The organism is Streptomyces sp. NBC_00104 (assembly GCF_045160825.1).
Taxonomy (GTDB): Bacteria; Actinomycetota; Actinomycetes; order Streptomycetales; family Streptomycetaceae; genus Streptomyces.
Genome location: NZ_CP108215.1, coordinates 2,433,609 through 2,456,122 on the forward strand (window position 1 = coordinate 2,433,609; position 22,514 = coordinate 2,456,122).

The following is a 22,514-nucleotide window of genomic DNA, read 5'->3' on the forward strand; positions in this document are numbered from 1 at the left end:
CTCGTCGGTCGGTCGGTCAACAATCGGTCAGCTCGCTTTCCCCGATCATCCCTCACCGCACTGACACCCATACGATGCCCCAATGAACTACGCAGGTCCCGCGGAGGAGATCCCGGCGCGCAGCGGCCTCGAACTGACCCCGTTCCGGGGGCTTCGCTACGACCCCGACCGGGTCGGCAGCCTGGCCGCCGTGACATCACCGCCGTACGACGTGGTCGTACGGCCGGACGGTCTGCTCCACCTCGAGTCCGCCGACCCTCACAACATCGTCCGCCTGATACTCCCCCAGGCCAGAACGCCCGCCGCCCGCGACGAACAGGCGGCCGCGACCCTGCGCCGCTGGCTCGCCGACGGCGTCCTCGCCGCCGACGCGGAGCCGGGCCTCTACGTCTACGAGCAGGCGGACGGCAGCATCCTCCAACGCGGCCTCATAGGCGCCCTGCGCCTCTCGGAGCCCTCCGCCGGCGTGGTCCTCCCTCACGAGGACGTCATCCCCCACGTCATCGCGGACCGTGCGGCCCTGATGCGCGCCACCTCCACCAACATGGAGCCCCTGCTCCTCACGTACCGGGGCGACGACGCCACGGCAGGGGCGACACCCGTGGTCGAGCGCACCACGGAACGCGCCCCTCTCCTCGCCACGACCACGGAGGACGGCTTCAGCCACCGCCTCTGGGCGGTCACCGACCCCGCCGACCTCGCCGAAGTCCAGTCGGACCTCGCGAACCACCAGGCCCTGATAGCCGACGGCCACCACCGCTGGGCGACCTACCTCCGGCTCCGCACGGAGCACCCCTCCCCCAGCCCCTGGGACTACGGCCTGGTCCTCCTCGTGGACACCGCCCGCTATCCCCTGCGCGTCCGCGCGATCCACCGTCTCCTGCACCAACTCCCGCTCCCGGACGCGCTGACCGCCCTGGACGGCCTGTTCCGCGTTCGCCGCCTCGACGTCCCGCTCTCCGAGGCCCTGGACGCCCTCGCTGACGCGGCAGCCACCGGCAACGCCTTCCTCCTCGCGGGCGACGGCGCCTTCCACCTCGTCGACCGCCCGGACCCGGACCTCCTCACACGTACGATCCCCGCCGACCGCCCGGCGGCCTGGCGCACCCTCGACGCGACGGTCCTGCACGCGGTCCTCCTCGACCACGTCTGGCACATCCCCGAGGACTCCCCGGCACACGTCGCCTACATCCACGACACGGCCGCCACCGTCGAGAAGGCCGAACGCGACGGCGGCACTGCGGTCCTCATGCACCCGGTCCACGAGGAGGTCGTACGCGACCTCGCCCGCCAGGGCGTCACCATGCCCCGCAAGTCCACGTCGTTCGGCCCGAAGCCGGCGTCGGGGCTGGTGCTGCGCGCACTGGATCTCTGAGGCGACGCCTCCTCCGGGGGCGACATGCGAAAGGGCGGGATCCCCTGTACGGGATCCCGCCCTTCAGCGTCTCAGCCGGACGTCAGTCCTTGTCGCCCTCGACCTCCGCGTCGCCCTCGACCTCCGCGTCGCCCTCGACGTCGGTGCGGTCTTCGACGTCGGTGTCGTCGTCCTCGTCGCCCTCATCGGTGTCGACGTCCTCATCGGTGTCGATGTCCTCGCTGTCCTCGACGAATGCGGGGTCCGCGACCGTGGACGCGTCCTGCGGCGCCTCGTCACCCTCGTGCCCGCTCGCGACGTCCTCGTCCTCGTGCTCGACAAGGGCGTCGACGAACTCGACACCGTCCATCTCCGCGAGGCGGTCCGACGCGTCCGTGCTGCCGTCCTTGTCGGCCTCGACGGCCTTGGCGAACCACTCCCGCGCCTCGCCCTCACGGCCGGCCGCGAGCAGCGCGTCGGCGTACGCGTACCGCAGGCGCGCCGTCCACGGCTGTACGGAGTTGGAGGCCAGCTCCGGGCTCTGCAGCGTCACGATGGCCGCGTCGAGCTGGTCCATGTCACGCCGAGCGCCGGCCGCCACGAGCCGCATCTCGACCTGACCGGCCTTGTCCAGCTTGTGCACCTCGGGCGCACCGGCCATGTCCAGCGTCTTCTCGGGCCGCCCGAGACCACGCTCACAGTCGGCCATGACGGGCCACAGGTCGACGTTGCCGGTCATCCGCCGCGCCGCCCGGAACTCCGCAAGGGCCTCGCTGTACTTCTGGGTGGCGTACGCGGCGAAGCCGGCCGCCTCCCGCACCGCGGCGACACGAGACGCCAGCCGCAGGGCCACCCTGGAGTAGCCGTACGCGCCTTCGGGGTCCTCGTCGATGAGCCGCGCGACCATCACCAGGTTCTTGGCGACATCCTCGGCGAGCGTCTTGGGCAGGCTCTGCAGTTCCTGCCGTACGTCCTTGTCGATCTCCTCGCCGGTGACGTCCTCCGGGATCGGCAGCCGCTTGATCGGCTCACGGTCCCGGTCGCGCTCGTCACGGAAACGCCCGCCACCGCGCCGGTCGTCGCCGCCGCGCCGGTCGTCCCGGCCGTGGAAACCACCGGGCCGACCCCCACGGTCGTCCCGACGGGGACCATGGCTCCGGTCGTCACGGCCACGATCGTCACGCCCACGGAATCCGCCACGCTCACCCCCACGGCTGTCGTCACGGCGGAAGCCACCGCCGCCGCGCTGCTCACCACGGCTGTCGTCGCGCCGGAAGCCACCGCGGTCGTCGTCCCGGCGGTACGAGGGACGGTCGCCCTCACGACGGTCGGGGCGGTCGGTGCGCCGGTCGTCACGTCGGTCGTCGCGACGGAAGGCGGGCCGGTCCCCGTCCCGGCGGAAGGCAGGGCGGTTCTCGTCTCGGCGGTCGTCCCGCCGGGAGTCGTCGCGTCGGTCGTCCCGCCGGAAGGGCGGGCGAGCACCGCGGTCGTCCCCACGCCGGTCGTCGCGGCCACGATCGTCACGGCCACGGAATCCACCGCCGCCGCGCTGCTCACCACGGCTGTCGTCACGCCGGAAGCCACCGCGGTCGTCGTCCCGACGGTACGAGGGACGGTCGCCCTCACGACGGTCGGGGCGGCTCGGGCGGTCGGTACGGTCGTCCCGGCGGAAACCACGATCCCGGTCACGGTCGTCCCTGCGGAATCCGCCACGGTCCCCGCTGTCGCGCCGGTCGTCCCTGCGATCATCGCTACGGTCGTCGCGGCGGAACGCGGGACGGTCATCGCGGCGGCCGTGGCCTCCACGGTCGTCGTCGCGACGGAACGGGGGACGGTCGCCGTCACGACGGACGGGACGGTCGTCACGCCGGTCGTCGCGACGGAAGGCCGGCCGGTCCCCGTCCCGCCGGAAGCCACGGTCGCGGTCCCGGTCGTCGCGGCGCGGACCTGCGGGACGGTCGTCGCGGCGCGGACCTGCGGGACGGTCGTCACGGCGCGGGCCCGCCGGACGGTCATCGCGGCGGGGGCCCGCCGGACGGTCGTCACGGCGGAACGCGGGGCGAGGCCCACGGTCGCCCTCGCGGCGGTCGTCACGGCCGCGGAATCCACCGCCGCTGCCGCGCTGCTCACCACGGTTGTCGTCACGCCGGAAGCCACCGCGGTCATCGCGGCGATCGTCGTGACGGAACCCCCCACGGTCGTCACCTCGACGGTCGTCGCTACGGCGGTCGTCCCGCCGGCCGTTGCCGCCACGGTCCCCGCTGTCGCGCCGGTCGTTGCCCCGGGGCGGTCCACCGCGATAGCCGCCACGGTCACCACTGCCCCGTCGCCGCTCGTCGCGCTCCGGTCGATCGTCGGGAGAGTTGGTGGACATGGTGACTCCTGTCTTCGGTACTGCAAGCATTCTAGAAACAAAAAAGGACCCCTGGCCCCAGCTGAACGCTGGGACCAGGGGTCCTTCCAAAGATTGTTCGGCGGCGTCCTACTCTCCCACAGGGTCCCCCCTGCAGTACCATCGGCGCTGTAAGGCTTAGCTTCCGGGTTCGGAATGTAACCGGGCGTTTCCCTCACGCTATGACCACCGAAACCCTAATGGGTTCGAGCGAACAAGCACACTCTTTAGTTATGCGTTCTGCTCAAAGCCGACAACGGTCGTTGTCTCAGAACTAACACAGTGGACGCGAGCAACTGAGGACAAGCCCTCGGCCTATTAGTACCAGTCAACTCCACCCGTTACCGGGCTTCCATATCTGGCCTATCAACCCAGTCGTCTACTGGGAGCCTTACCCCATCAAGTGGGTGGGAATACTCATCTCGAAGCAGGCTTCCCGCTTAGATGCTTTCAGCGGTTATCCCTCCCGAACGTAGCCAACCAGCCATGCCCTTGGCAGAACAACTGGCACACCAGAGGTTCGTCCGTCCCGGTCCTCTCGTACTAGGGACAGCCCTTCTCAATATTCCTGCGCGCGCAGCGGATAGGGACCGAACTGTCTCACGACGTTCTAAACCCAGCTCGCGTACCGCTTTAATGGGCGAACAGCCCAACCCTTGGGACCGACTCCAGCCCCAGGATGCGACGAGCCGACATCGAGGTGCCAAACCATCCCGTCGATATGGACTCTTGGGGAAGATCAGCCTGTTATCCCCGGGGTACCTTTTATCCGTTGAGCGACGGCGCTTCCACAAGCCACCGCCGGATCACTAGTCCCGACTTTCGTCCCTGCTCGACCCGTCGGTCTCACAGTCAAGCTCCCTTGTGCACTTACACTCAACACCTGATTGCCAACCAGGCTGAGGGAACCTTTGGGCGCCTCCGTTACCCTTTGGGAGGCAACCGCCCCAGTTAAACTACCCATCAGACACTGTCCCTGATCCGGATCACGGACCCAGGTTAGACATCCAGCACGACCAGACTGGTATTTCAACGACGACTCCCCCTGAACTGGCGTCCAGAGTTCACAGTCTCCCAGCTATCCTACACAAGCCGAACCGAACACCAATATCAAACTGTAGTAAAGGTCCCGGGGTCTTTCCGTCCTGCTGCGCGAAACGAGCATCTTTACTCGTAGTGCAATTTCACCGGGCCTATGGTTGAGACAGTCGAGAAGTCGTTACGCCATTCGTGCAGGTCGGAACTTACCCGACAAGGAATTTCGCTACCTTAGGATGGTTATAGTTACCACCGCCGTTTACTGGCGCTTAAGTTCTCAGCTTCGCCACCCCGAAGAGTGACTAACCGGTCCCCTTAACGTTCCAGCACCGGGCAGGCGTCAGTCCGTATACATCGCCTTACGGCTTCGCACGGACCTGTGTTTTTAGTAAACAGTCGCTTCTCGCTGGTCTCTGCGGCCACCCCCAGCTCGAGGAGCACGTCCTCTCACCAGTGATGGCCCCCCTTCTCCCGAAGTTACGGGGGCATTTTGCCGAGTTCCTTAACCATAGTTCACCCGAACGCCTCGGTATTCTCTACCAGACCACCTGAGTCGGTTTAGGGTACGGGCCGCCATGAAACTCGCTAGAGGCTTTTCTCGACAGCATAGGATCATCCACTTCACCACAATCGGCTCGGCATCAGGTCTCAGACTATTGCCAGGCGGATTTACCTACCTGACGTCCTACACCCTTACCCCGGGACAACCACCGCCCGGGATGGACTACCTTCCTGCGTCACCCCATCACTCACCTACTGCAAGTCTGGTCCGTCGGCTCCACCACTTCCCTTTCCCCGAAGGGTCCGGGACGGCTTCACGGACTTAGCATCGCCTGGTTCAATGTTTGACGCTTCACAGCGGGTACCGGAATATCAACCGGTTATCCATCGACTACGCCTGTCGGCCTCGCCTTAGGTCCCGACTTACCCTGGGCAGATCAGCTTGACCCAGGAACCCTTGGTCAATCGGCGCACACGTTTCTCACGTGTGTATCGCTACTCATGCCTGCATTCTCACTCGTGAACCGTCCACAACTCGCTTCCGCGGCTGCTTCACCCGGCACACGACGCTCCCCTACCCATCCCAGCCCCCGTTGGGGGTATGTGCTGGAATGACACGACTTCGGCGGTACGCTTGAGCCCCGCTACATTGTCGGCGCGGAATCACTAGACCAGTGAGCTATTACGCACTCTTTCAAGGGTGGCTGCTTCTAAGCCAACCTCCTGGTTGTCTGTGCGACTCCACATCCTTTCCCACTTAGCGTACGCTTAGGGGCCTTAGTCGATGCTCTGGGCTGTTTCCCTCTCGACCATGGAGCTTATCCCCCACAGTCTCACTGCCGCGCTCTCACTTACCGGCATTCGGAGTTTGGCTAAGGTCAGTAACCCGGTAGGGCCCATCGCCTATCCAGTGCTCTACCTCCGGCAAGAAACACACGACGCTGCACCTAAATGCATTTCGGGGAGAACCAGCTATCACGGAGTTTGATTGGCCTTTCACCCCTAACCACAGGTCATCCCCCAGGTTTTCAACCCTGGTGGGTTCGGTCCTCCACGAAGTCTTACCTCCGCTTCAACCTGCCCATGGCTAGATCACTCCGCTTCGGGTCTTGAGCGTGCTACTAAAGTCGCCCTGTTCGGACTCGCTTTCGCTACGGCTACCCCACCCGGGTTAACCTCGCAACACACCGCAAACTCGCAGGCTCATTCTTCAAAAGGCACGCAGTCACGAGATATGTGCAAGCACATATCCGACGCTCCCACGGCTTGTAGGCACACGGTTTCAGGTACTATTTCACTCCGCTCCCGCGGTACTTTTCACCATTCCCTCACGGTACTATCCGCTATCGGTCACCAGGGAATATTTAGGCTTAGCGGGTGGTCCCGCCAGATTCACACGGGATTTCTCGGGCCCCGTGCTACTTGGGTGTCTCTCAAACGAGCCGTACAGATTTCAGCTACGGGGGTCTTACCCTCTACGCCGGACCTTTCGCATGTCCTTCGCCTACCCATACGGTTTCTGACTCGCCGACCAGCCGGCAGACTGATCAAGAGAGATCCCACAACCCCGTATACGCAACCCCTGCCGGGTCTCACACGCATACGGTTTGGCCTCATCCGGTTTCGCTCGCCACTACTCCCGGAATCACGGTTGTTTTCTCTTCCTGCGGGTACTGAGATGTTTCACTTCCCCGCGTTCCCTCCACTTGCCCTATGTGTTCAGGCAAGGGTGACAGCCCATGACGACTGCCGGGTTTCCCCATTCGGACACCCCCGGATCAAAGCCTGGTTGACGACTCCCCGGGGCCTATCGCGGCCTCCCACGTCCTTCATCGGTTCCTGGTGCCAAGGCATCCACCGTGCGCCCTTAAAAACTTGGCCACAGATGCTCGCGTCCACTGTGCAGTTCTCAAACAACGACCAACCACCCGTCACAACCCGCTCACACGGATTTTTACCGGGGTCGGCACTGAAGGCAGCCATACGGCCATACCCTCAGACACCCAACAGCGTGCCCGACCCGATCGACGTCGGGAGATCATGCTTTCCACGCCCTTGCGGACAGTACTCACAGCCTCCGACCCGTGAACCGGTCGAATAATCAACGTTCCACCCTTGAGCTGACCACCGCAGAACATTTGCCTGCGTAGTGGCTCTGGATCTCTTGCGAGACCTAGATGCTCCTTAGAAAGGAGGTGATCCAGCCGCACCTTCCGGTACGGCTACCTTGTTACGACTTCGTCCCAATCGCCAGTCCCACCTTCGACAGCTCCCTCCCACAAGGGGTTGGGCCACCGGCTTCGGGTGTTACCGACTTTCGTGACGTGACGGGCGGTGTGTACAAGGCCCGGGAACGTATTCACCGCAGCAATGCTGATCTGCGATTACTAGCAACTCCGACTTCATGGGGTCGAGTTGCAGACCCCAATCCGAACTGAGACAGGCTTTTTGAGATTCGCTCCGCCTCACGGCTTCGCAGCTCATTGTACCTGCCATTGTAGCACGTGTGCAGCCCAAGACATAAGGGGCATGATGACTTGACGTCGTCCCCACCTTCCTCCGAGTTGACCCCGGCAGTCTCCTGTGAGTCCCCATCACCCCGAAGGGCATGCTGGCAACACAGAACAAGGGTTGCGCTCGTTGCGGGACTTAACCCAACATCTCACGACACGAGCTGACGACAGCCATGCACCACCTGTACACCGACCACAAGGGGGCGACCATCTCTGGCCGTTTCCGGTGTATGTCAAGCCTTGGTAAGGTTCTTCGCGTTGCGTCGAATTAAGCCACATGCTCCGCTGCTTGTGCGGGCCCCCGTCAATTCCTTTGAGTTTTAGCCTTGCGGCCGTACTCCCCAGGCGGGGAACTTAATGCGTTAGCTGCGGCACCGACGACGTGGAATGTCGCCAACACCTAGTTCCCACCGTTTACGGCGTGGACTACCAGGGTATCTAATCCTGTTCGCTCCCCACGCTTTCGCTCCTCAGCGTCAGTAATGGCCCAGAGATCCGCCTTCGCCACCGGTGTTCCTCCTGATATCTGCGCATTTCACCGCTACACCAGGAATTCCGATCTCCCCTACCACACTCTAGTCTGCCCGTATCGAATGCAGACCCGGGGTTAAGCCCCGGGCTTTCACATCCGACGCGACAGACCGCCTACGAGCTCTTTACGCCCAATAATTCCGGACAACGCTCGCGCCCTACGTATTACCGCGGCTGCTGGCACGTAGTTAGCCGGCGCTTCTTCTGCAGGTACCGTCACTTTCGCTTCTTCCCTGCTGAAAGAGGTTTACAACCCGAAGGCCGTCATCCCTCACGCGGCGTCGCTGCATCAGGCTTTCGCCCATTGTGCAATATTCCCCACTGCTGCCTCCCGTAGGAGTCTGGGCCGTGTCTCAGTCCCAGTGTGGCCGGTCGCCCTCTCAGGCCGGCTACCCGTCGTCGCCTTGGTGAGCCGTTACCTCACCAACAAGCTGATAGGCCGCGGGCTCATCCTTCACCGCCGGAGCTTTCCACACTCATCGGATGCCCGAGAGTGTTGTATCCGGTATTAGACCCCGTTTCCAGGGCTTGTCCCAGAGTGAAGGGCAGATTGCCCACGTGTTACTCACCCGTTCGCCACTAATCCCCACCGAAGTGGTTCATCGTTCGACTTGCATGTGTTAAGCACGCCGCCAGCGTTCGTCCTGAGCCAGGATCAAACTCTCCGTGAATGTTTTCCCGACTGTGCTTAATGAAAAGCGCGGGTCGACACCACGAGAGCGGAACAGTCAGGCGGAATAAGCCCGACCGTTCACAGCGTCCTCGCTGTGTTTTACTTCAAAGGAACCTCGCCCCAACCGGAAACCGGCCGGGAACGGGGTATCAACATATCTGGCGTTGATTTTTGGCACGCTGTTGAGTTCTCAAGGAACGGACGCTTCCTTTGTACTCACCCAAGCTACTCTCGGGCTTTCCTCCGGGCAGTTTCCCTTCGGTCTTGCGTTTCCGACCCTATCAGATCGTTTTCCGATCCGATTCCCTGTCGGGGGGATTTGCCTTTCGGCTGTCTTTTGACCTCTCGGTTTCCCTTGCGGCCTTTCGACATTCACTACGTTAGCCGATTCCCTCGGCAACTCATAATTGAGTGCTGCGGGCTGGAATCAGGGCATGCCTGAATCGCCCCCGCTGAGGGGATGTCGTAGGTAGTGGGTTGGCCGCTCTCGGCTGCTGGCTGATCGCCGTAACCGGTTCAAGCGGCTCGGGCTACGTTACGGACCGGCCAGGAGCGAGTCAAGTTGAGCGCCGCCGGGGGGCGTGGGCCCGATAGGGGCTGACGGTCGGGTCGTTGGCGATCCAGAAGCGCCAGGGGTGGACGCCCCCGTCCCCGGAGACGCCGGTGCGGGGACCGTTCTGTACCTGGTCAGGACTGACGGGTGTGCCGGTCAGGACCGTCAGGGGCGGGGCGTCGGAGGCGCAGGCGTCCGTGCCGTCCAGGGCTCGGTCCACGTCCAGGGCAGTGGCCAGGCGGGCGGGCCCTTTGGCTAGTTCCTTGTCATTTCGGGCCGAGATTCGACGTTTGCGGGCGAGGTCGGCGCCCTCGGTGATCTCGCCGGCGCGCAGCAGAACCGCGCTCGCCCGGCCCTCCGGACCGCACACCAGGTTCATGCAGTGCCACATGCCGTAGGTGAAGTAGACGTACACGTGTCCGGGCGGACCGAACATCACGTCGTTGCGGGCGGTGCGACCGCGATAGGCATGCGAGCCGGGGTCGTCCGCACCGTCGTAGGCCTCGACCTCCGTGAGGCGGAGTTCGATCGGACCGTCCGGTGTGGTGCGTACGAGGACGCGCCCCAGGAGGTCCGGCGCCACCTCCAGTACGGGGCGGTCGAAGAACTCGCGGGCGAGGGGCGTACGGTCGGTGCTCGCGATCATGGCGTACGAGCGTAGTCCAGACGGGTGCGTGCCGACGGGTGGCGAGGCGGCGTCCTCCTTGGAAGGGTGGGGAAGCGGGAGGGCGCGGAACCGGTCGCCGTCGGTTTGCGTTTGTAGGGATCAAGGATCCACGCCACGCAGAGCGATCCACACCAGATACAACACAGAACCACACAGATACGCAGGCGTTGCCTGACGGGAGGAACAGACATGGGGTTCAAGCGGCTGCTCGCGAGCCTGGGGGCCGGTGGCGCTTCGGTCGAGACGGTGTTGACCGAGGTCAATGTCGTCCCGGGCGGTGTCGTCCAGGGTGAGGTGCGGATCCAGGGCGGCTCCGTGGACCAGCAGATCGAGGCGCTGTCCGTCGGTCTGCAGGCCAAGGTCGAGGTCGAGGGCCAGGACTCGGAGTACAAGCAGGACATCGTGTTCACCAAGCAGCGGCTCGGTGGCGCCTTCGAGCTGAAGGCCGAGGCGGTCCATGTGGTGCCGTTCGGGCTGGAGATCCCGTGGGAGACGCCGGTCACCACGATCCAGGGACAGACGCTGCCGGGCATGAACATCGGTGTGACCACCGAGCTGGAGATCGCGCGTGCGGTCGACTCCGGTGACCTGGACCCGATCAACGTGCACCCGCTGCCGGCACAGCAGGCCATCCTGGACGCCTTCATCCAGCTGGGCTTCCGCTTCAAGAACGCGGACCTGGAGCGCGGTCACATCCGGGGCACGCGGCAGAAGCTGCCGTTCTACCAGGAGATCGAGTTCTTCCCGCCGCAGCAGTACCACGGTCTGAACCAGGTCGAGCTGAGCTTCGTCGCCGACGAGCGCGAGATGGACGTCGTGCTGGAGATGGACAAGAAGCCGGGGCTGTTCAGCGAGGGCAGCGACTCGTTCCGCTCGTTCAAGGTGGGGCTGCACGACTACCAGGGCACGGACTGGGCCGCGTACCTGAACCAGTGGCTGTCGGAGGTCGGCAGCAAGCGCAGCTGGTTCTAGGCTCGACGTATCTGGAACCACACCTACCCCGGATCCATCAGGAGGTACCGAGGTGACCGAGCCGAAGAGGCCGCCGCTCCCCCACGATTTCCACCCGGTCGTACCGTCGTTCACGGTCGCGAGCGAGGACGTCGAGGCGGGCGCGACGCTCAAGGACGCTCAGGTCTACGCGGGCGGGAACACCTCGCCGCAGCTGCGCTGGGAGGGCTTCCCGCCGGAGACCAAGAGTTTCGCCGTGACCTGCTACGACCCGGACGCCCCCACGGGGAGCGGATTCTGGCACTGGGTCGTGTTCGACATCCCGGTGTCGGTGACGGAGTTGCCGACGGGTGCGGGCTCGGGGAAGTTCGAGGGGCTGCCGGAGGGCGCCGTCCACGTGCGCAACGACTACGGGTCGAAGGACTTCGGTGGGGCCGCGCCGCCGCCCGGGGATCCGGCGCACCGGTATGTGTTCACGGTGTACGCCGTGGATCAGGAGAAGCTCGGCCCGGATGCCGACGCTTCGCCCGCCGTGGTCGGTTTCAACCTGCGGTTCCACACCCTGGCGCGTGCTCAACTCCTCGGTGAGTACGCCGCCGTGGCGGAAAAGTAACGAAGCCGGACGTTCATTGAACGTTTGCCCGTCTCTGGTCTTGGAAGTGATCAGAGACGGGCATTTTTTATTGCGTTGTCCATCTCGGCGTGCCCGGCCAGAGTTGATCCAAGCCCGCCGGGGGGTGGGCTGGCACAGGAGGTGGGCTGGAATGCGGGACACGCTGGTACTGAACGCGAGCTTCGAGCCGCTGTCGACGGTGACGCTCAACCGAGCCGTCGTTCTGGTACTGCAGGACAAGGCCATCGTCGAGCAGACCCACCCCGAACTGCGCATGCGCGGAGCCGCGGTCGATATACCGGCTCCCCGGGTGATCAGGCTGTGCAGGTATGTCAGGGTGCCGTTCCGAAGACAAGCGCCGTGGTCGAGGCGGGGTGTCCTGGTACGCGACCGGCACAGGTGCGCGTACTGCGGCAGGCGGGCGACGACCGTCGACCATGTGGTGCCGCGGTCGCGGGGCGGTGGTGACACCTGGCTGAACACGGTCGCGTCGTGCGCCGAGGACAATCACCGCAAGGCTGACCGGACACCGGAGCAGGCGGGTATGCCGCTGCTGCGGCAGCCGTTCGAGCCGACGCCGGCGGACGCGATGCTGCTGTCTCTGGGGCACGACGACTTCGACGCGCTGCCGGCCTGGCTTTCGCAGGGAGCCGCGTAACGCGGTTGGGGTTGCTGTGGTGTGCGGGCTGCGGGTGCGTTGTGGCTGATCGCGCAGTTCCCCGCGCCTCTGAAAACGTCTGGGCCCGCCCTTCTTGCGAAGGCGGGCCCATTGTCGTGTGCTCAGCTCAGTCGATGGCCGGCTTCTCGCGGCGTTCGTTGCCGCCGTCGCTGGGCCGGGGGACGGACGGGCCGCCGCCCAGGTTGCCGAAGTTGCCCATGGCGCCGGAGAGGCCCTTCAGGGCGTCGCCGATCTCGCTGGGGACGATCCAGAGCTTGTTGGCGTCGCCCTCGGCGATCTTCGGGAGCATCTGGAGGTACTGGTAGGAGAGGAGCTTCTGGTCCGGGTCGCCGGCGTGGATGGCCTCGAAGACCGTACGGACGGCCTGGGCCTCGCCCTCGGCGCGCAGGGCGGCGGCCTTGGCCTCACCCTCGGCGCGGAGGATCTGGGACTGCTTCTCACCCTCGGCGGTGAGGATGGCGGCCTGGCGCGTACCTTCGGCGGTGAGGATCGCGGCGCGCTTGTCACGGTCGGCGCGCATCTGCTTCTCCATCGAGTCCTGGATGGAGGTGGGCGGCTCGATGGCCTTCAGCTCGACGCGGTTGACGCGGATGCCCCACTTGCCGGTGGCCTCGTCGAGGACGCCGCGCAGGGCCGCGTTGATCTCCTCGCGGGAGGTCAGGGTCCGCTCCAGGTCCATGCCACCGATGATGTTGCGGAGGGTGGTGACGGTGAGCTGCTCGATCGCCTGGATGTAGCTGGCGACCTCGTAGGTCGCGGCGCGGGCGTCGGTGACCTGGTAGTAGATGACCGTGTCGATGTTCACGACCAGGTTGTCCTGGGTGATCACCGGCTGGGGCGGGAACGGCACGACCTGTTCACGGAGGTCGATGCGGTTGCGGATGGAGTCGATGAACGGGACGACGATGTTGAGGCCCGCGTTGAGTGTGCGCGTGTAGCGGCCGAACCGCTCGACGATGGCCGCGCTGGCCTGTGGAATCACCTGGATGGTCTTGATCAGGGCGATGAAGACCAACACCACCAGAATGATCAGGACGATGATGATCGGTTCCATCGTTTGCTCCCCGTGCCCTTCTCTGCCGTGGCGCTTCCTGAAGATCTTATGCCTGTAGAGACTGTTGAAGATCTTGCTGGTTGAGTCTGGCAGAACACCGCCTGCCAGGTGGGTCGTTCAGGTCATTGCGTCATCGCCTCGTGACCACATCGTGCGAGGTCACATGACGATCGCCGTGGCTCCCTCGATCTCCACGACGTCCACTTCCTGACCCACCTCGAAGGCCTGACCGGTGTCGAGCGCGCGGGCGGACCAGACCTCGCCGCCCAGCTTGATACGGCCGCCCGAGCCGTCGACCCGTTCCAGGACGACGGCGTGCTTGCCCTTCAACGCGTCGATACCGGTCGCGAGTTGGGGCCGCCCGGATCTGTGCCGGGCCGCGATGGGCCGTACGACGGCGATGAGCGCGACCGAGGCGATCGCGAAGACGACGACCTGGAGTACGACGCCACCGCCCAGCCCCGCGGTCACGGCGCCGGCGACCGCACCCAGGGCGAGCATGCCCAACTCGGGCATCGCGGTCACGACGAGGGCGACCCCCAGCCCGGTCGCGCCGATCAGCCACCACACCCATGCGTCGATGCTGTCCACATCCGCAATGGTAGAACCGCGATCGTCCCGCCGAACAGAGCGCACGGTCAAAGATCGCGTACAAAGGGCTCCCAAGTCGGGTGCGCCCGGGCCGGGTTGTGGCCCCGGGGCGTCCGACCGGCGGGAGATCGGGAGAAGTTGGAGGTCAGGTGAGCGGCAGGCCGTGGGCGGTCCAGCGCTCGCCCACCTGCTCGACGACGAGCGGAAGGCCGAAGCAGAGGGAGAGGTTGCGCGAGGTGAGTTCCAGCTCCAGCGGGCCCGCGGCGAGGACCTTGCCCTGACGGATCATCAGGACGTGGGTGAAGCCCGGGGGGATCTCCTCGACATGGTGCGTGACCATGATCATGGAGGGGGCGATCGGGTCGCGGGCGAGGCGGCCGAGCCGGCGTACGAGGTCCTCGCGGCCACCGAGGTCGAGGCCGGCTGCGGGCTCGTCGAGGAGCAGCAGCTCGGGGTCGGCCATCAAGGCGCGGGCGATGAGGGTGCGCTTGCGCTCGCCCTCGGAGAGGGTGCCGAACTTGCGGTCGACGTACTCGGTCATGCCGAGGCGGTCGAGGAAGGCGCGGGCGCGCAGCTCGTCGACCTCCTCGTAGTCCTCGTTCCAGGTGGCCGTCATGCCGTACGCAGCGGTCAGCACGGTCTGCAGGACGGTCTGGCGCCTGGGGAGCTTCTCCGCCATGGCGATGCCGGCCATGCCGATGCGGGGACGCAGTTCGAAGACGTCGACCTTGCCGAGGGTGTCGCCGAGGATCGTGGCGGTGCCCTTGCTGGGGTAGAGGTAGCTGGACGCGATGTTCAGGAGGGTGGTCTTGCCGGCGCCGTTCGGGCCGAGGATGACCCAGCGCTCGCCCTCCTTGACCGACCAGGAGACCTGGTCCACCAGAGCCCGGCCCTCCCGGACCACGGATACGTCCTCCAGCTCCAGAACATCGCTCATGAGCGCGCTGTCTCCCCTTGCAGTGTCGGCCTGTCTCGGCTGTCGCGTACGCCTGTGGTCGGAGCCACCGCCGGGTGGGCGCAGCCCTCAGGGAAATCTACGCCACCGGTCGGGCCGTCCATCCCCTCGGTCGGTCCTTAGGGTGGGGGCATGCTCTCGGAACCACGCTCAGGGCGCCTCGCCTCATGGGGAAATGCCCTTCTTGCCGGACTTGTCTCGCCGGATGACGCGGTGCTCGCGATCGTCGGGGAGGACGCGGTGCACCGGGTGGAGGGGTTGCCCGGCGAGTCGGGGCCCGTCGGGCTGACGCTCGGGCTGGGGCGGTTGCGGGCGCTCGGGGTGACCGGACTGCGGGTCGCGCTGCCCGCGCCGGGGCATCCGCTGGGGCTGAGCGGGCCGCCGGAGTTCAACAAGCGGGCGCTGGAGGCGGAGGAGGCGGTCGTCTGCCACGGGGGTGCGCTGGGGCTGGTGCCGGAGGTGTACTCGGTGGGGCCCGCCGGGGACGAGCATGTGGAGGTCGTCTGGCACTGCCTGGAGGTGCGGGAGGCTCCGCCCGCCGATGTGCCGTCCCTCGGGGAGGCCGAGCGGGAGTTGGCGGAGGCGTTGCGGGAGGCCACCGCGGTGTTGTCGCGGCTGGACGTCGCGGCGTCCGGGCCGGTGGCCGAGGCGGCGCTCGACGCGTATCGGGCGCGGGCGGAGCGGGGGCGGGAGGTGTTGGCGCCCGGGTATCCGCCGCGTGCGGTACGGGTGCTGGAGCTGGCGCAGCGCATCGGGCTGCTGATCTCCGTGGCCCACGAGAACGGCCACGGCGCCGCCGTGAGCGCCTCCGAGATGGCCTCGCGGACGGAGGCGCTGCGCCCGGTGGAGCGGACGGCTCGGCGGGCCCAGGTGGCGGCGTACAACGCGTTCGTGGAGGAACGGGAGCGGGGGCGCTAGCGGGCGGGGGTGCGCTGCCCTCTTTTCGGTGCGCTGTCGCCCGGCGGCTGCGGCCGGGCGACGGCGAGAGCGGGTTACGCTCACCGGCGCTTGCCGGGTGCCGCCGCGCCCACCCGTGCCGCCCCTGCGGCACGGCTGCCCGCAGCTACGAATGGTGGAAGCCTGACCGGCCTCCCAGGGGGCTCCTGGAAGGCCGGTGGTCACTGGTGCTCCGGGGCGGGAACGTCAGTGGTTGACACCCAGGTTGCCGAAGGCCGGGTTCAGGATGCCGACGACGTTCACGCTGTTGCCGACCGCGTTCACGGGGATGTGGACCGGGGCCTGGATGACGTTGCCCGAGACGACGCCCGGCGAGCCGATGGCCTTGCCGTCGGCGTGCGCCCCGCCGTCCGTGGCGGAGGCCATGCCGGCACCGGCGGCGACGAGGCCACCGGCCACCATCGTGACAGCGGCGGCCTTCTTCAGGTTCTTCACTTTGAGCCCTTCCTTGCGAACACTGCGGCGGTCGCACGCAGCACGCACTGAAGAACGGCGGGGGTCATCCGAGGATGCGCCATCTGGGGGACATACACCCGACAGTATGAATCTCAGCCCGGAGCGGAACCCTCCATGTTGTCGGACGATCTGTACGTCATCCGGCCACACCGTTGCGTACCGCCCACAGCGCGGCCTGTGTACGGTCCGCCAGGTCGAGCTTCATCAGGATGTTCGAGACGTGGGTCTTCACCGTCTTCTCGGAGAGGACCAGCGCGCGGGCGATCTCGCGGTTGGAGCGGCCGTCGGCTATCAGACCGAGCACCTCGCGCTCCCGCTCGGTGAGTGAACCTCCTCTCCCCTGGCCGGAGTTGGCCTGCTCCTGGGACAGGAGCGCGTCGGCGACCTCCGGCTGGAGGAGGACGTGCCCGGCGTGCACCGAGCGGATGGCGCCGGCCAGGGCGTCGGGGTCCACGTCCTTGTAGACGTATCCGGCGGCGCCGGCGCGCAGGGCCGGGACGACCGTGCGCTGCTCGGTGAAGCTGGTGACGATGAGCACACGCGCGGGGTTGTCGAGTTCGCGGAGCTTGCGCAGCGCGTCGACGCCGTCCATGCCCGGCATCTTGACGTCCATGAGGACGACGTCGGGCCGGAGCTCCTCGGCGCGGGCGACTCCCTCGGCGCCGTCGGCGGCCTCCCCCACGACCTCGATGTCGTCCTGCACCTCCAGGAAGGTGCGCAGGCCGCGCCGGACCACCTGGTGGTCGTCGACCAGGAGCACCTTGATTGCGTCAGCCACCGGGGACCTCCATCTCGATCGTGGTGCCCTTTCCGGGCGCCGATTCCACGGTCAGCCGGCCGCCGACCCCGCTCGCCCGGTCCCGCATGGAGACCAGGCCGAGGTGGCGTCCGGCGCGGCGTATGACCTGGGGGTCGAAGCCGGCGCCGTCGTCCGTGACCCGCAGGACGGCCCCGCCGCCGTGCCGGTCGAGGGTGACATCGACCCGCTCGGCGCCCGCGTGCCGCAAGGCGTTGTGCAGGGCCTCCTGGGCGACGCGCAGCATGGCCTCCTCCTGGGCGGCGGGCAGCGCGCGGGCGCCGCGGCCGGAGAAGGTGACACGGGCGCTGTGGGCGCGGTCCAGGACATGGATCTGGGTGCGCAGGGTGGCGACCAGGCCGTCCTCGTCGAGCCCCGCGGGGCGCAGCTCGACGACGGCGGCACGCAGCTCGTCCGCGGCCTCGGCGGCGAGCGCGGCGACCTGCTGCAGTTCGCCCTTGGCGCGCGAGGGGTCGCGGTCGACCAGGGCGGCGGCGGCCTGGGCGGTCAGGCGCAGGGAGAAGAGTTTCTGGCTGACCGCGTCGTGGAGTTCATGGGCGAGCCGGGAGCGCTCCTCGGCGATGGTCAGCTCGCGGCTGCGTTCGTAGAGGCGGGCGTTGGTCAGGGCGATCGCGGCGTGCTGGGCGAGGATCGCCAGCAGGTCCTCGTCCTCCTCGGTGAAGCCGCAGCCGCCCTCGGGCTTGGGGCATCGCTTGTTGGCGAGGAAGAGGGCGCCGATGACCTCGTCGCCGTCGCGGATGGGCAGGCCCAGGAAGTCGACCAGATCGGGGTGGGCGCTCGGCCAGCCCTCGAAGCGGGGGTCCTTGCGGACGTCGGCCAAGCGCTCCGGGGTGGCCTCGCGGAGCATGGCGGCGAGGATGCCGTGCTGGCGCGGGAGGGGGCCGATGGCCTTCCACTGGGCGTCGCTGACACCGTCGACGACGAACTGGGCGAAGCCGCCGTGGTCGTCGGGGACACCGAGCGCGGCGTACTCCGCGTCGAGCAGCTCACGCGCGGAGGCGACGATCGTCTTGAGGACGTCGCGCACCTCCAGGTGCCTGCTCATGGCCAGCAACGCGGAACTCACCGCCGCGAGGCCGGACCGTGGACCTTGACTCATGACCTCACCGTACCGGCGGGGTCCGACACCGCGGATCGGACCGCCGGAGGCCTCGCCCGGGCCTTCGGACCTAGGCCGGAGGCCTACGACCGGGCCCAGGCCCGGGGACCGGCCCGGCGGCCTAGGTGTTCTGTCCCGGGAGGTTGTGGACGGTGACAGGGATCACGGCTGATTGATCTTGAAATGGGTGAGGGCCTTCTGGCCTGGTGTGGATTGCGACATCTGCACCAGCAACAGAAAGGCCCTCGTGCCCCACCGTAATGCACCCCTGACCGAGACCGGCCGTCTGCGTCTGGCCCGCTGCGTGGTCGAGGACGGCTGGCCCCTGCGCCGGGCCGCCGAACGCTTCCAGGTCTCGCCGACCACCGCCCGGCGCTGGGCCGACCGCTACCGCCGACTCGGCGAGGCAGGCATGGCCGACCGCTCCAGCCGTCCCCACTCCAGCCCGCGCCGCACCCCGACCCGCACAGAACGGCGGATCATCAAGGTCCGCGTGCTGCGCCGCTGGGGACCGGCCCGCATCGCGCACCTGCTCGGCCTGGTGCCCTCGACCGTGCACCGCGTGCTCACCCGCTACCGGCTGGCCCGCCTGACGCACCTGGACCGGACCACCGGCCGTGTCATACGCCGCTACGAACGCGACAGGCCAGGCGAGCTGGTGCACGTCGACATCAAGAAGCTCGGCAACATCCCCGACGGCGGCGGACACAAGATCCTGGGCCGCCAAGCGGGCCGCAAGACCCGCTCGAACGCCGGCTACAGCTACCTGCACACCGCCGTCGACGACCACTCCCGCCTCGCCTACAGCGAGATCCTCACCGACGAGAAGAAAGAGACCGCCACCGGCTTCTGGACCCGCGCCCAGGCGTTCTTCACGGCGTGCGGGATCACCGTCGAACGCGTCCTGACCGACAACGGCTCCTGCTACCGCTCACGCGACTGGCGCGACCTGCTCACCACGGCCGGGATCACCCACAAGCGAACCCGGCCCTACCGGCCGCAGACGAACGGCAAGGTCGAACGCTTCAACCGCACCCTGCTCGACGAGTGGGCCTACGCCCGCCCCTACCGCTCAGAAGCCGAACGACGCGACGCCTTCCCCGACTGGCTGCACACCTACAATCACCACCGCGGACACACCGCGCTCGCAGGCAAACCACCCGCCAGCCGCGTCCCCAACCTCACAGGGCAATACACCTAGGGCAAAGGGCCCCGGCTCTCTGCGGCCCGCGCACGAGGCGGCGGGGGCGGTCCCGTTCCTACGTTGGGATCACCGCCGACCGGGTCGGGAGGCGGCCGAGGACGAGGGGACGGATGTCATGCCGGTAGCGATCATCACGGGGGCTTCGAAGGGGCTGGGCCGGGCACTCGGCGCGGCGCTGGCGGAGCGCGGGTGGGACCTGGTGCTCGACGCCAGGACCGCCGGGGCCCTGAAGGAGACGGCGGCACAGCTGTCGGAGTACGGGACGCGGGTGGAGGCTGTGCCGGGGGATGTCACGGACGCCGGGCACCGGGCCGCGCTGGTGGCGGCGGCGCGCGGGCTGGGCGGGGTCGACCTGGTGGTGAACAACGCGAGCGCGCTGGGCGCCGAGCCGCTCGTACGGCTGGAGGGGCTGGCCCTGGACGGGCTGCGGCGGGCCCTGGAGGTCAACGTGGTCGCGGCGCTGGGGCTGGTCCAGGAGGCACTGCCGCTGTTGCGGGCCTCCGGGGCGGGCACGGTGATCGACGTCAGCTCGGACGCGGCGGCCGAGGCGTACGAGACGTGGGGCGGGTACGGGGCCTCGAAGGCGGCGCTGGACCATCTGTCGGCGGTGCTGGCCGAGGAGGAGCCGGGGCTTCGGGTGTGGGCCGTCGATCCCGGGGACATGGGTACGGACCTGTACGCGGCGGCCGTACCGGACGACGACGATCCGCGGCCGAGCCCGGAGAGCGTGGTCCCGGCCTTTCTGCGGCTGCTCGACGAGCGGCCGGCCAGTGGCCGCTACGGGGCGCCTTCCCTGCTGGAGGGGCGATGACGACGGCGGCGGTGGGCGTCCCGGAGGAGTTGCACGCACGCGTGCCCGCCGAGCAGCGCGGGCCGGGCCTCGACCGGGACGACGTACGGCTGCTGATCTCACGCGGTACGGAGGTGTCGCACCACGGGTTCGCGGAGCTGCCGGGGCTGCTGAGGGCGGGGGACCTGCTGGTCGTCAACACCTCGCCGACGCTGGCGGCGGCGGTGGACGGGGCGGTCGGGCACGCGCGCGTGGTGGTGCACTTCTCCACGCGGGGTGACGACGGGCGGTGGGCCGTGGAGCTGCGGGATCCGGACGGCGGCGGCACCACGCGCGCGCGTGCGGGCGGTCCCGCGGGGACGGAGGTGCGGCTTCCCCGTGATGTGCGGCTGGTCCTGGAGGAGCCGCTGAGCGAGCGGGGCGAGCGGCTGTGGTGGGCCCGTACGTCCTCTTCGGCCCTCGCCGGGGTGCTCCGGGAGCACGGGCGTCCGATTCGTTACTCCTACACGGAGCGGGATCAGCCGTTGTCCGTCTATCAGACGGTGTTCGCGCTGCCGTCGGAGGACGGGGCGGGGAGTGCGGAGATGCCGAGTGCGGGGCGGCCGTTCACGGCGCGGCTGGTGGCGGAGCTGGTGAGCCGGGGTGTGCAGTTCGCGCCGGTCGTGCTGCACACCGGGGTGGCGTCGGCGGAGGCGCACGAGCCGCCGTATCCGGAGCGGTTCGCGGTGCCGGAGGCGTCGGCGCGGCTGATCAACGCGGCGCGGGCGGGTGACGGCCGGGTCATAGCCGTGGGGACGACGGCGGTGCGGGCCGTGGAGTCGGCCACCGGGTCCGACGGCGTCGTACGGGCCCGGGAGGGCTGGACGGATCTGGTGGTGACGCCGGAGCGCGGCGTGCGGGTGGTGGACGGGCTGCTGACCGGGCTGCACGAGCCGGAGGCCTCGCATCTGCTGATGCTGGAGGCGGTCGCGGGGCGGGCGGCGATCGACCGCGCGTACGAGGCGGCGGGCGGCGCGCGCTACCTGTGGCACGAGTTCGGGGACGTGCACCTCATCCTGCCGGAAGTCCTGCCGTCGAAGGGGCCTCACACAGAGCATTGCGGCAGCAACTGCCGGTGAGCTCCATGCCCGGCCCGTGTGAGCCCCCCCATAGGGCGCGCATCACGTACGAACGTCCCTAGGAGAGAGATAAGGGCGGTTTGAGCGGGAGAGACAGGTTGGTCTGTCCCGTTTTGCCGTTTCTGTTTCTACTACCAAGGATCGTACGTCACACCTTTGCCACGCGATTTTGCGGCCGCTAAGAATGGCAACTGTCGCTCGACGCCGTGGGTTCTTCCGCGGCGTTTCCGCTGGAAGAGCAGTGTCCTGAACCGGCCCGAGAGCGACCTCCGCGCTATTCGAAGAGGTCCATCACTCATGCCCATGAACGCCAACATCCTCCGCAACCGCCTCGCGCTGACCAAGACCCACAAGCTCTCGTTCGCCGGAGTGGCCGCCGTCGGCGCCGCCTCCCTCGCGTTCTCGCTGGTGCCGGCCGAGGCTCAGACCTCCGCGCAGACGGTTTCCGCGGCGCCGGTGGCGTTCAGTCAGAGCGCGACCCAGGCCGCGAAGGCGAGCGTCACGGACCAGGCGGCCGACGCCGACAAGAAGGCCGCCGCTGCCGCCGCCGCGAAGAAGGCCGAGCAGGAGCGCGCGAAGAAGGAGGCCGCGAGCCGGTCCGCCAAGCGCGCCGCCCAGGTCAAGGCCGCCGCCGCGAAGTCGTACCCGAACAACCTGGACGGCTGGATCCGCGAGGCGCTCGACATCATGAAGAAGCACAAGATCCCGGGCACCTACAACGGCCTGCACAAGAACATCATGCGGGAGTCCTCGGGCAACCCGAACGCCATCAACAACTGGGACATCAACGCCATCAACGGCGTCCCGTCGATCGGTCTGCTCCAGGTCATCAAGCCGACCTTCGACGCGTACCACGTCCCCGGCACGGCCAAGAGCCAGTACGACCCGGTCGCCAACCTGACGGCCGCCGCGAACTACGCCGCCGACCGCTACGGCTCGATCGACAACGTCAACAGCGCTTACTGAGGCCCGCGGGACCTCTGAGAACGCGGAAGGGCGGCACCCGGT

The 22,514-nt window shown here is 67.5% G+C and carries 17 protein-coding genes and 3 rRNA genes; 9 read left to right on the forward strand and 11 right to left on the reverse strand.

The genetic code is table 11. From position 1 onward, the window contains the following. The first annotated feature begins 82 nt into the window (after nt 1–82). Nucleotides 83–1,375, forward strand: coding sequence for a DUF1015 domain-containing protein (locus OG272_RS10530; RefSeq protein ID WP_327730383.1), 1,293 nt, complete (start codon nt 83–85; stop codon nt 1,373–1,375). 82 nt (nt 1,376–1,457) lie between these two features. Here the strand turns inward: OG272_RS10530 and OG272_RS10535 are convergent, their stop codons facing one another. The 5 genes from OG272_RS10535 to OG272_RS10555 form a co-directional block, all read right to left on the reverse strand. Continuing rightward, the gene (locus OG272_RS10535) at nt 1,458–2,369 is read right to left on the reverse strand and encodes a hypothetical protein (protein WP_327732293.1); all 912 of its coding nucleotides are present in this window, start codon (nt 2,367–2,369) and stop codon (nt 1,458–1,460) included. A gap of 1,454 nt (nt 2,370–3,823) precedes the next feature. After that, nucleotides 3,824–3,940: ribosomal RNA gene (rrf, locus tag OG272_RS10540) — 5S ribosomal RNA — on the reverse strand. A 104-nt stretch (nt 3,941–4,044) separates the two neighbouring features. Next, nucleotides 4,045–7,166, reverse strand: a 23S ribosomal RNA gene (locus OG272_RS10545). 307 nt (nt 7,167–7,473) lie between these two features. Further along, a 16S ribosomal RNA gene (locus tag OG272_RS10550) occupies nt 7,474–9,000 on the reverse strand. The 16S, 23S and 5S rRNA genes sit together here, the layout of an rRNA operon. A gap of 559 nt (nt 9,001–9,559) precedes the next feature. After that, nucleotides 9,560–10,201: a DNA-3-methyladenine glycosylase gene (locus tag OG272_RS10555; protein ID WP_327730382.1), complete on the reverse strand. Its 642-nt coding sequence runs from the start codon at nt 10,199–10,201 to the stop codon at nt 9,560–9,562. A gap of 210 nt (nt 10,202–10,411) precedes the next feature. On the opposite strand from OG272_RS10555, the gene OG272_RS10560 reads away from it, so the two are divergent. From OG272_RS10560 to OG272_RS10570, 3 genes are all read left to right on the forward strand, one after another. Continuing rightward, nucleotides 10,412–11,194, forward strand: coding sequence for a sporulation protein (locus OG272_RS10560; protein WP_326583796.1), 783 nt, complete (start codon nt 10,412–10,414; stop codon nt 11,192–11,194). Nucleotides 11,195–11,246: 52 nt separating this feature from the next. Then, entirely contained in the window at nt 11,247–11,786 is a 540-nt protein-coding gene (locus tag OG272_RS10565; protein WP_327730381.1) for a YbhB/YbcL family Raf kinase inhibitor-like protein, read from the forward strand. Between the two features lie 151 nt (nt 11,787–11,937). Then, the gene (locus OG272_RS10570; RefSeq protein WP_216590898.1) at nt 11,938–12,444 is read left to right on the forward strand and encodes an HNH endonuclease; all 507 of its coding nucleotides are present in this window, start codon (nt 11,938–11,940) and stop codon (nt 12,442–12,444) included. Between the two features lie 127 nt (nt 12,445–12,571). On the opposite strand, the gene OG272_RS10575 is transcribed toward OG272_RS10570, so the two are convergent. The 3 genes from OG272_RS10575 to OG272_RS10585 form a co-directional block, all read right to left on the reverse strand. After that, entirely contained in the window at nt 12,572–13,519 is a 948-nt protein-coding gene (locus OG272_RS10575) for an SPFH domain-containing protein (RefSeq protein ID WP_326583793.1), read from the reverse strand. Nucleotides 13,520–13,678: 159 nt separating this feature from the next. Beyond that, nucleotides 13,679–14,110 (reverse strand): NfeD family protein, encoded by a 432-nt coding sequence (locus OG272_RS10580; RefSeq protein ID WP_327730380.1) that lies wholly within the window; start codon nt 14,108–14,110, stop codon nt 13,679–13,681. Between the two features lie 145 nt (nt 14,111–14,255). Beyond that, a complete protein-coding gene (locus OG272_RS10585; protein WP_326583791.1) occupies nt 14,256–15,047 on the reverse strand; it encodes an ABC transporter ATP-binding protein in 792 nt (263 codons plus the stop codon). Nucleotides 15,048–15,197: 150 nt separating this feature from the next. Here OG272_RS10585 and OG272_RS10590 point away from each other — a divergent pair, with 150 nt between their 5' ends. Continuing rightward, nucleotides 15,198–15,983 carry a hypothetical protein gene (locus OG272_RS10590; protein WP_327730379.1) on the forward strand — a complete coding sequence of 262 codons (786 nt, stop codon included), beginning with the start codon at nt 15,198–15,200 and terminating at the stop codon, nt 15,981–15,983. Between the two features lie 225 nt (nt 15,984–16,208). Here OG272_RS10590 and chpE read toward each other — a convergent pair whose 3' ends face one another. The 3 genes from chpE to OG272_RS10605 all read right to left on the reverse strand — a co-directional run bounded on the left by chpE (nt 16,209) and on the right by OG272_RS10605 (nt 18,394). Continuing rightward, nucleotides 16,209–16,457, reverse strand: a complete 249-nt coding sequence (gene chpE / locus OG272_RS10595) for a chaplin ChpE (protein ID WP_033529228.1) — start codon at nt 16,455–16,457, stop codon at nt 16,209–16,211. Nucleotides 16,458–16,614: 157 nt separating this feature from the next. Then, entirely contained in the window at nt 16,615–17,256 is a 642-nt protein-coding gene (locus tag OG272_RS10600; protein ID WP_327730378.1) for a response regulator transcription factor, read from the reverse strand. Continuing rightward, nucleotides 17,249–18,394: a GAF domain-containing sensor histidine kinase gene (locus OG272_RS10605; RefSeq protein ID WP_326583788.1), complete on the reverse strand. Its 1,146-nt coding sequence runs from the start codon at nt 18,392–18,394 to the stop codon at nt 17,249–17,251. The genes OG272_RS10600 and OG272_RS10605 overlap by 8 nt, the downstream gene beginning before the upstream one ends. 247 nt (nt 18,395–18,641) lie before the next feature. Between OG272_RS10605 and OG272_RS10610 the strand changes: the two genes are divergently transcribed. The 4 genes from OG272_RS10610 to OG272_RS10625 all read left to right on the forward strand — a co-directional run bounded on the left by OG272_RS10610 (nt 18,642) and on the right by OG272_RS10625 (nt 22,472). After that, nucleotides 18,642–19,595: an IS481 family transposase gene (locus tag OG272_RS10610; RefSeq protein WP_405893138.1), complete on the forward strand. Its 954-nt coding sequence runs from the start codon at nt 18,642–18,644 to the stop codon at nt 19,593–19,595. A gap of 118 nt (nt 19,596–19,713) precedes the next feature. Then, nucleotides 19,714–20,409 carry an SDR family NAD(P)-dependent oxidoreductase gene (locus OG272_RS10615; protein ID WP_327730377.1) on the forward strand — a complete coding sequence of 232 codons (696 nt, stop codon included), beginning with the start codon at nt 19,714–19,716 and terminating at the stop codon, nt 20,407–20,409. Continuing rightward, nucleotides 20,406–21,506: an S-adenosylmethionine:tRNA ribosyltransferase-isomerase gene (locus tag OG272_RS10620; protein ID WP_327730376.1), complete on the forward strand. Its 1,101-nt coding sequence runs from the start codon at nt 20,406–20,408 to the stop codon at nt 21,504–21,506. The genes OG272_RS10615 and OG272_RS10620 overlap by 4 nt, the downstream gene beginning before the upstream one ends. Nucleotides 21,507–21,803: 297 nt before the next feature. After that, on the forward strand, nt 21,804–22,472 hold the full coding sequence (locus tag OG272_RS10625) for a transglycosylase SLT domain-containing protein (RefSeq protein WP_326583785.1): 669 nt from the start codon (nt 21,804–21,806) through the stop codon (nt 22,470–22,472). Nucleotides 22,473–22,514 lie beyond the last annotated feature (42 nt).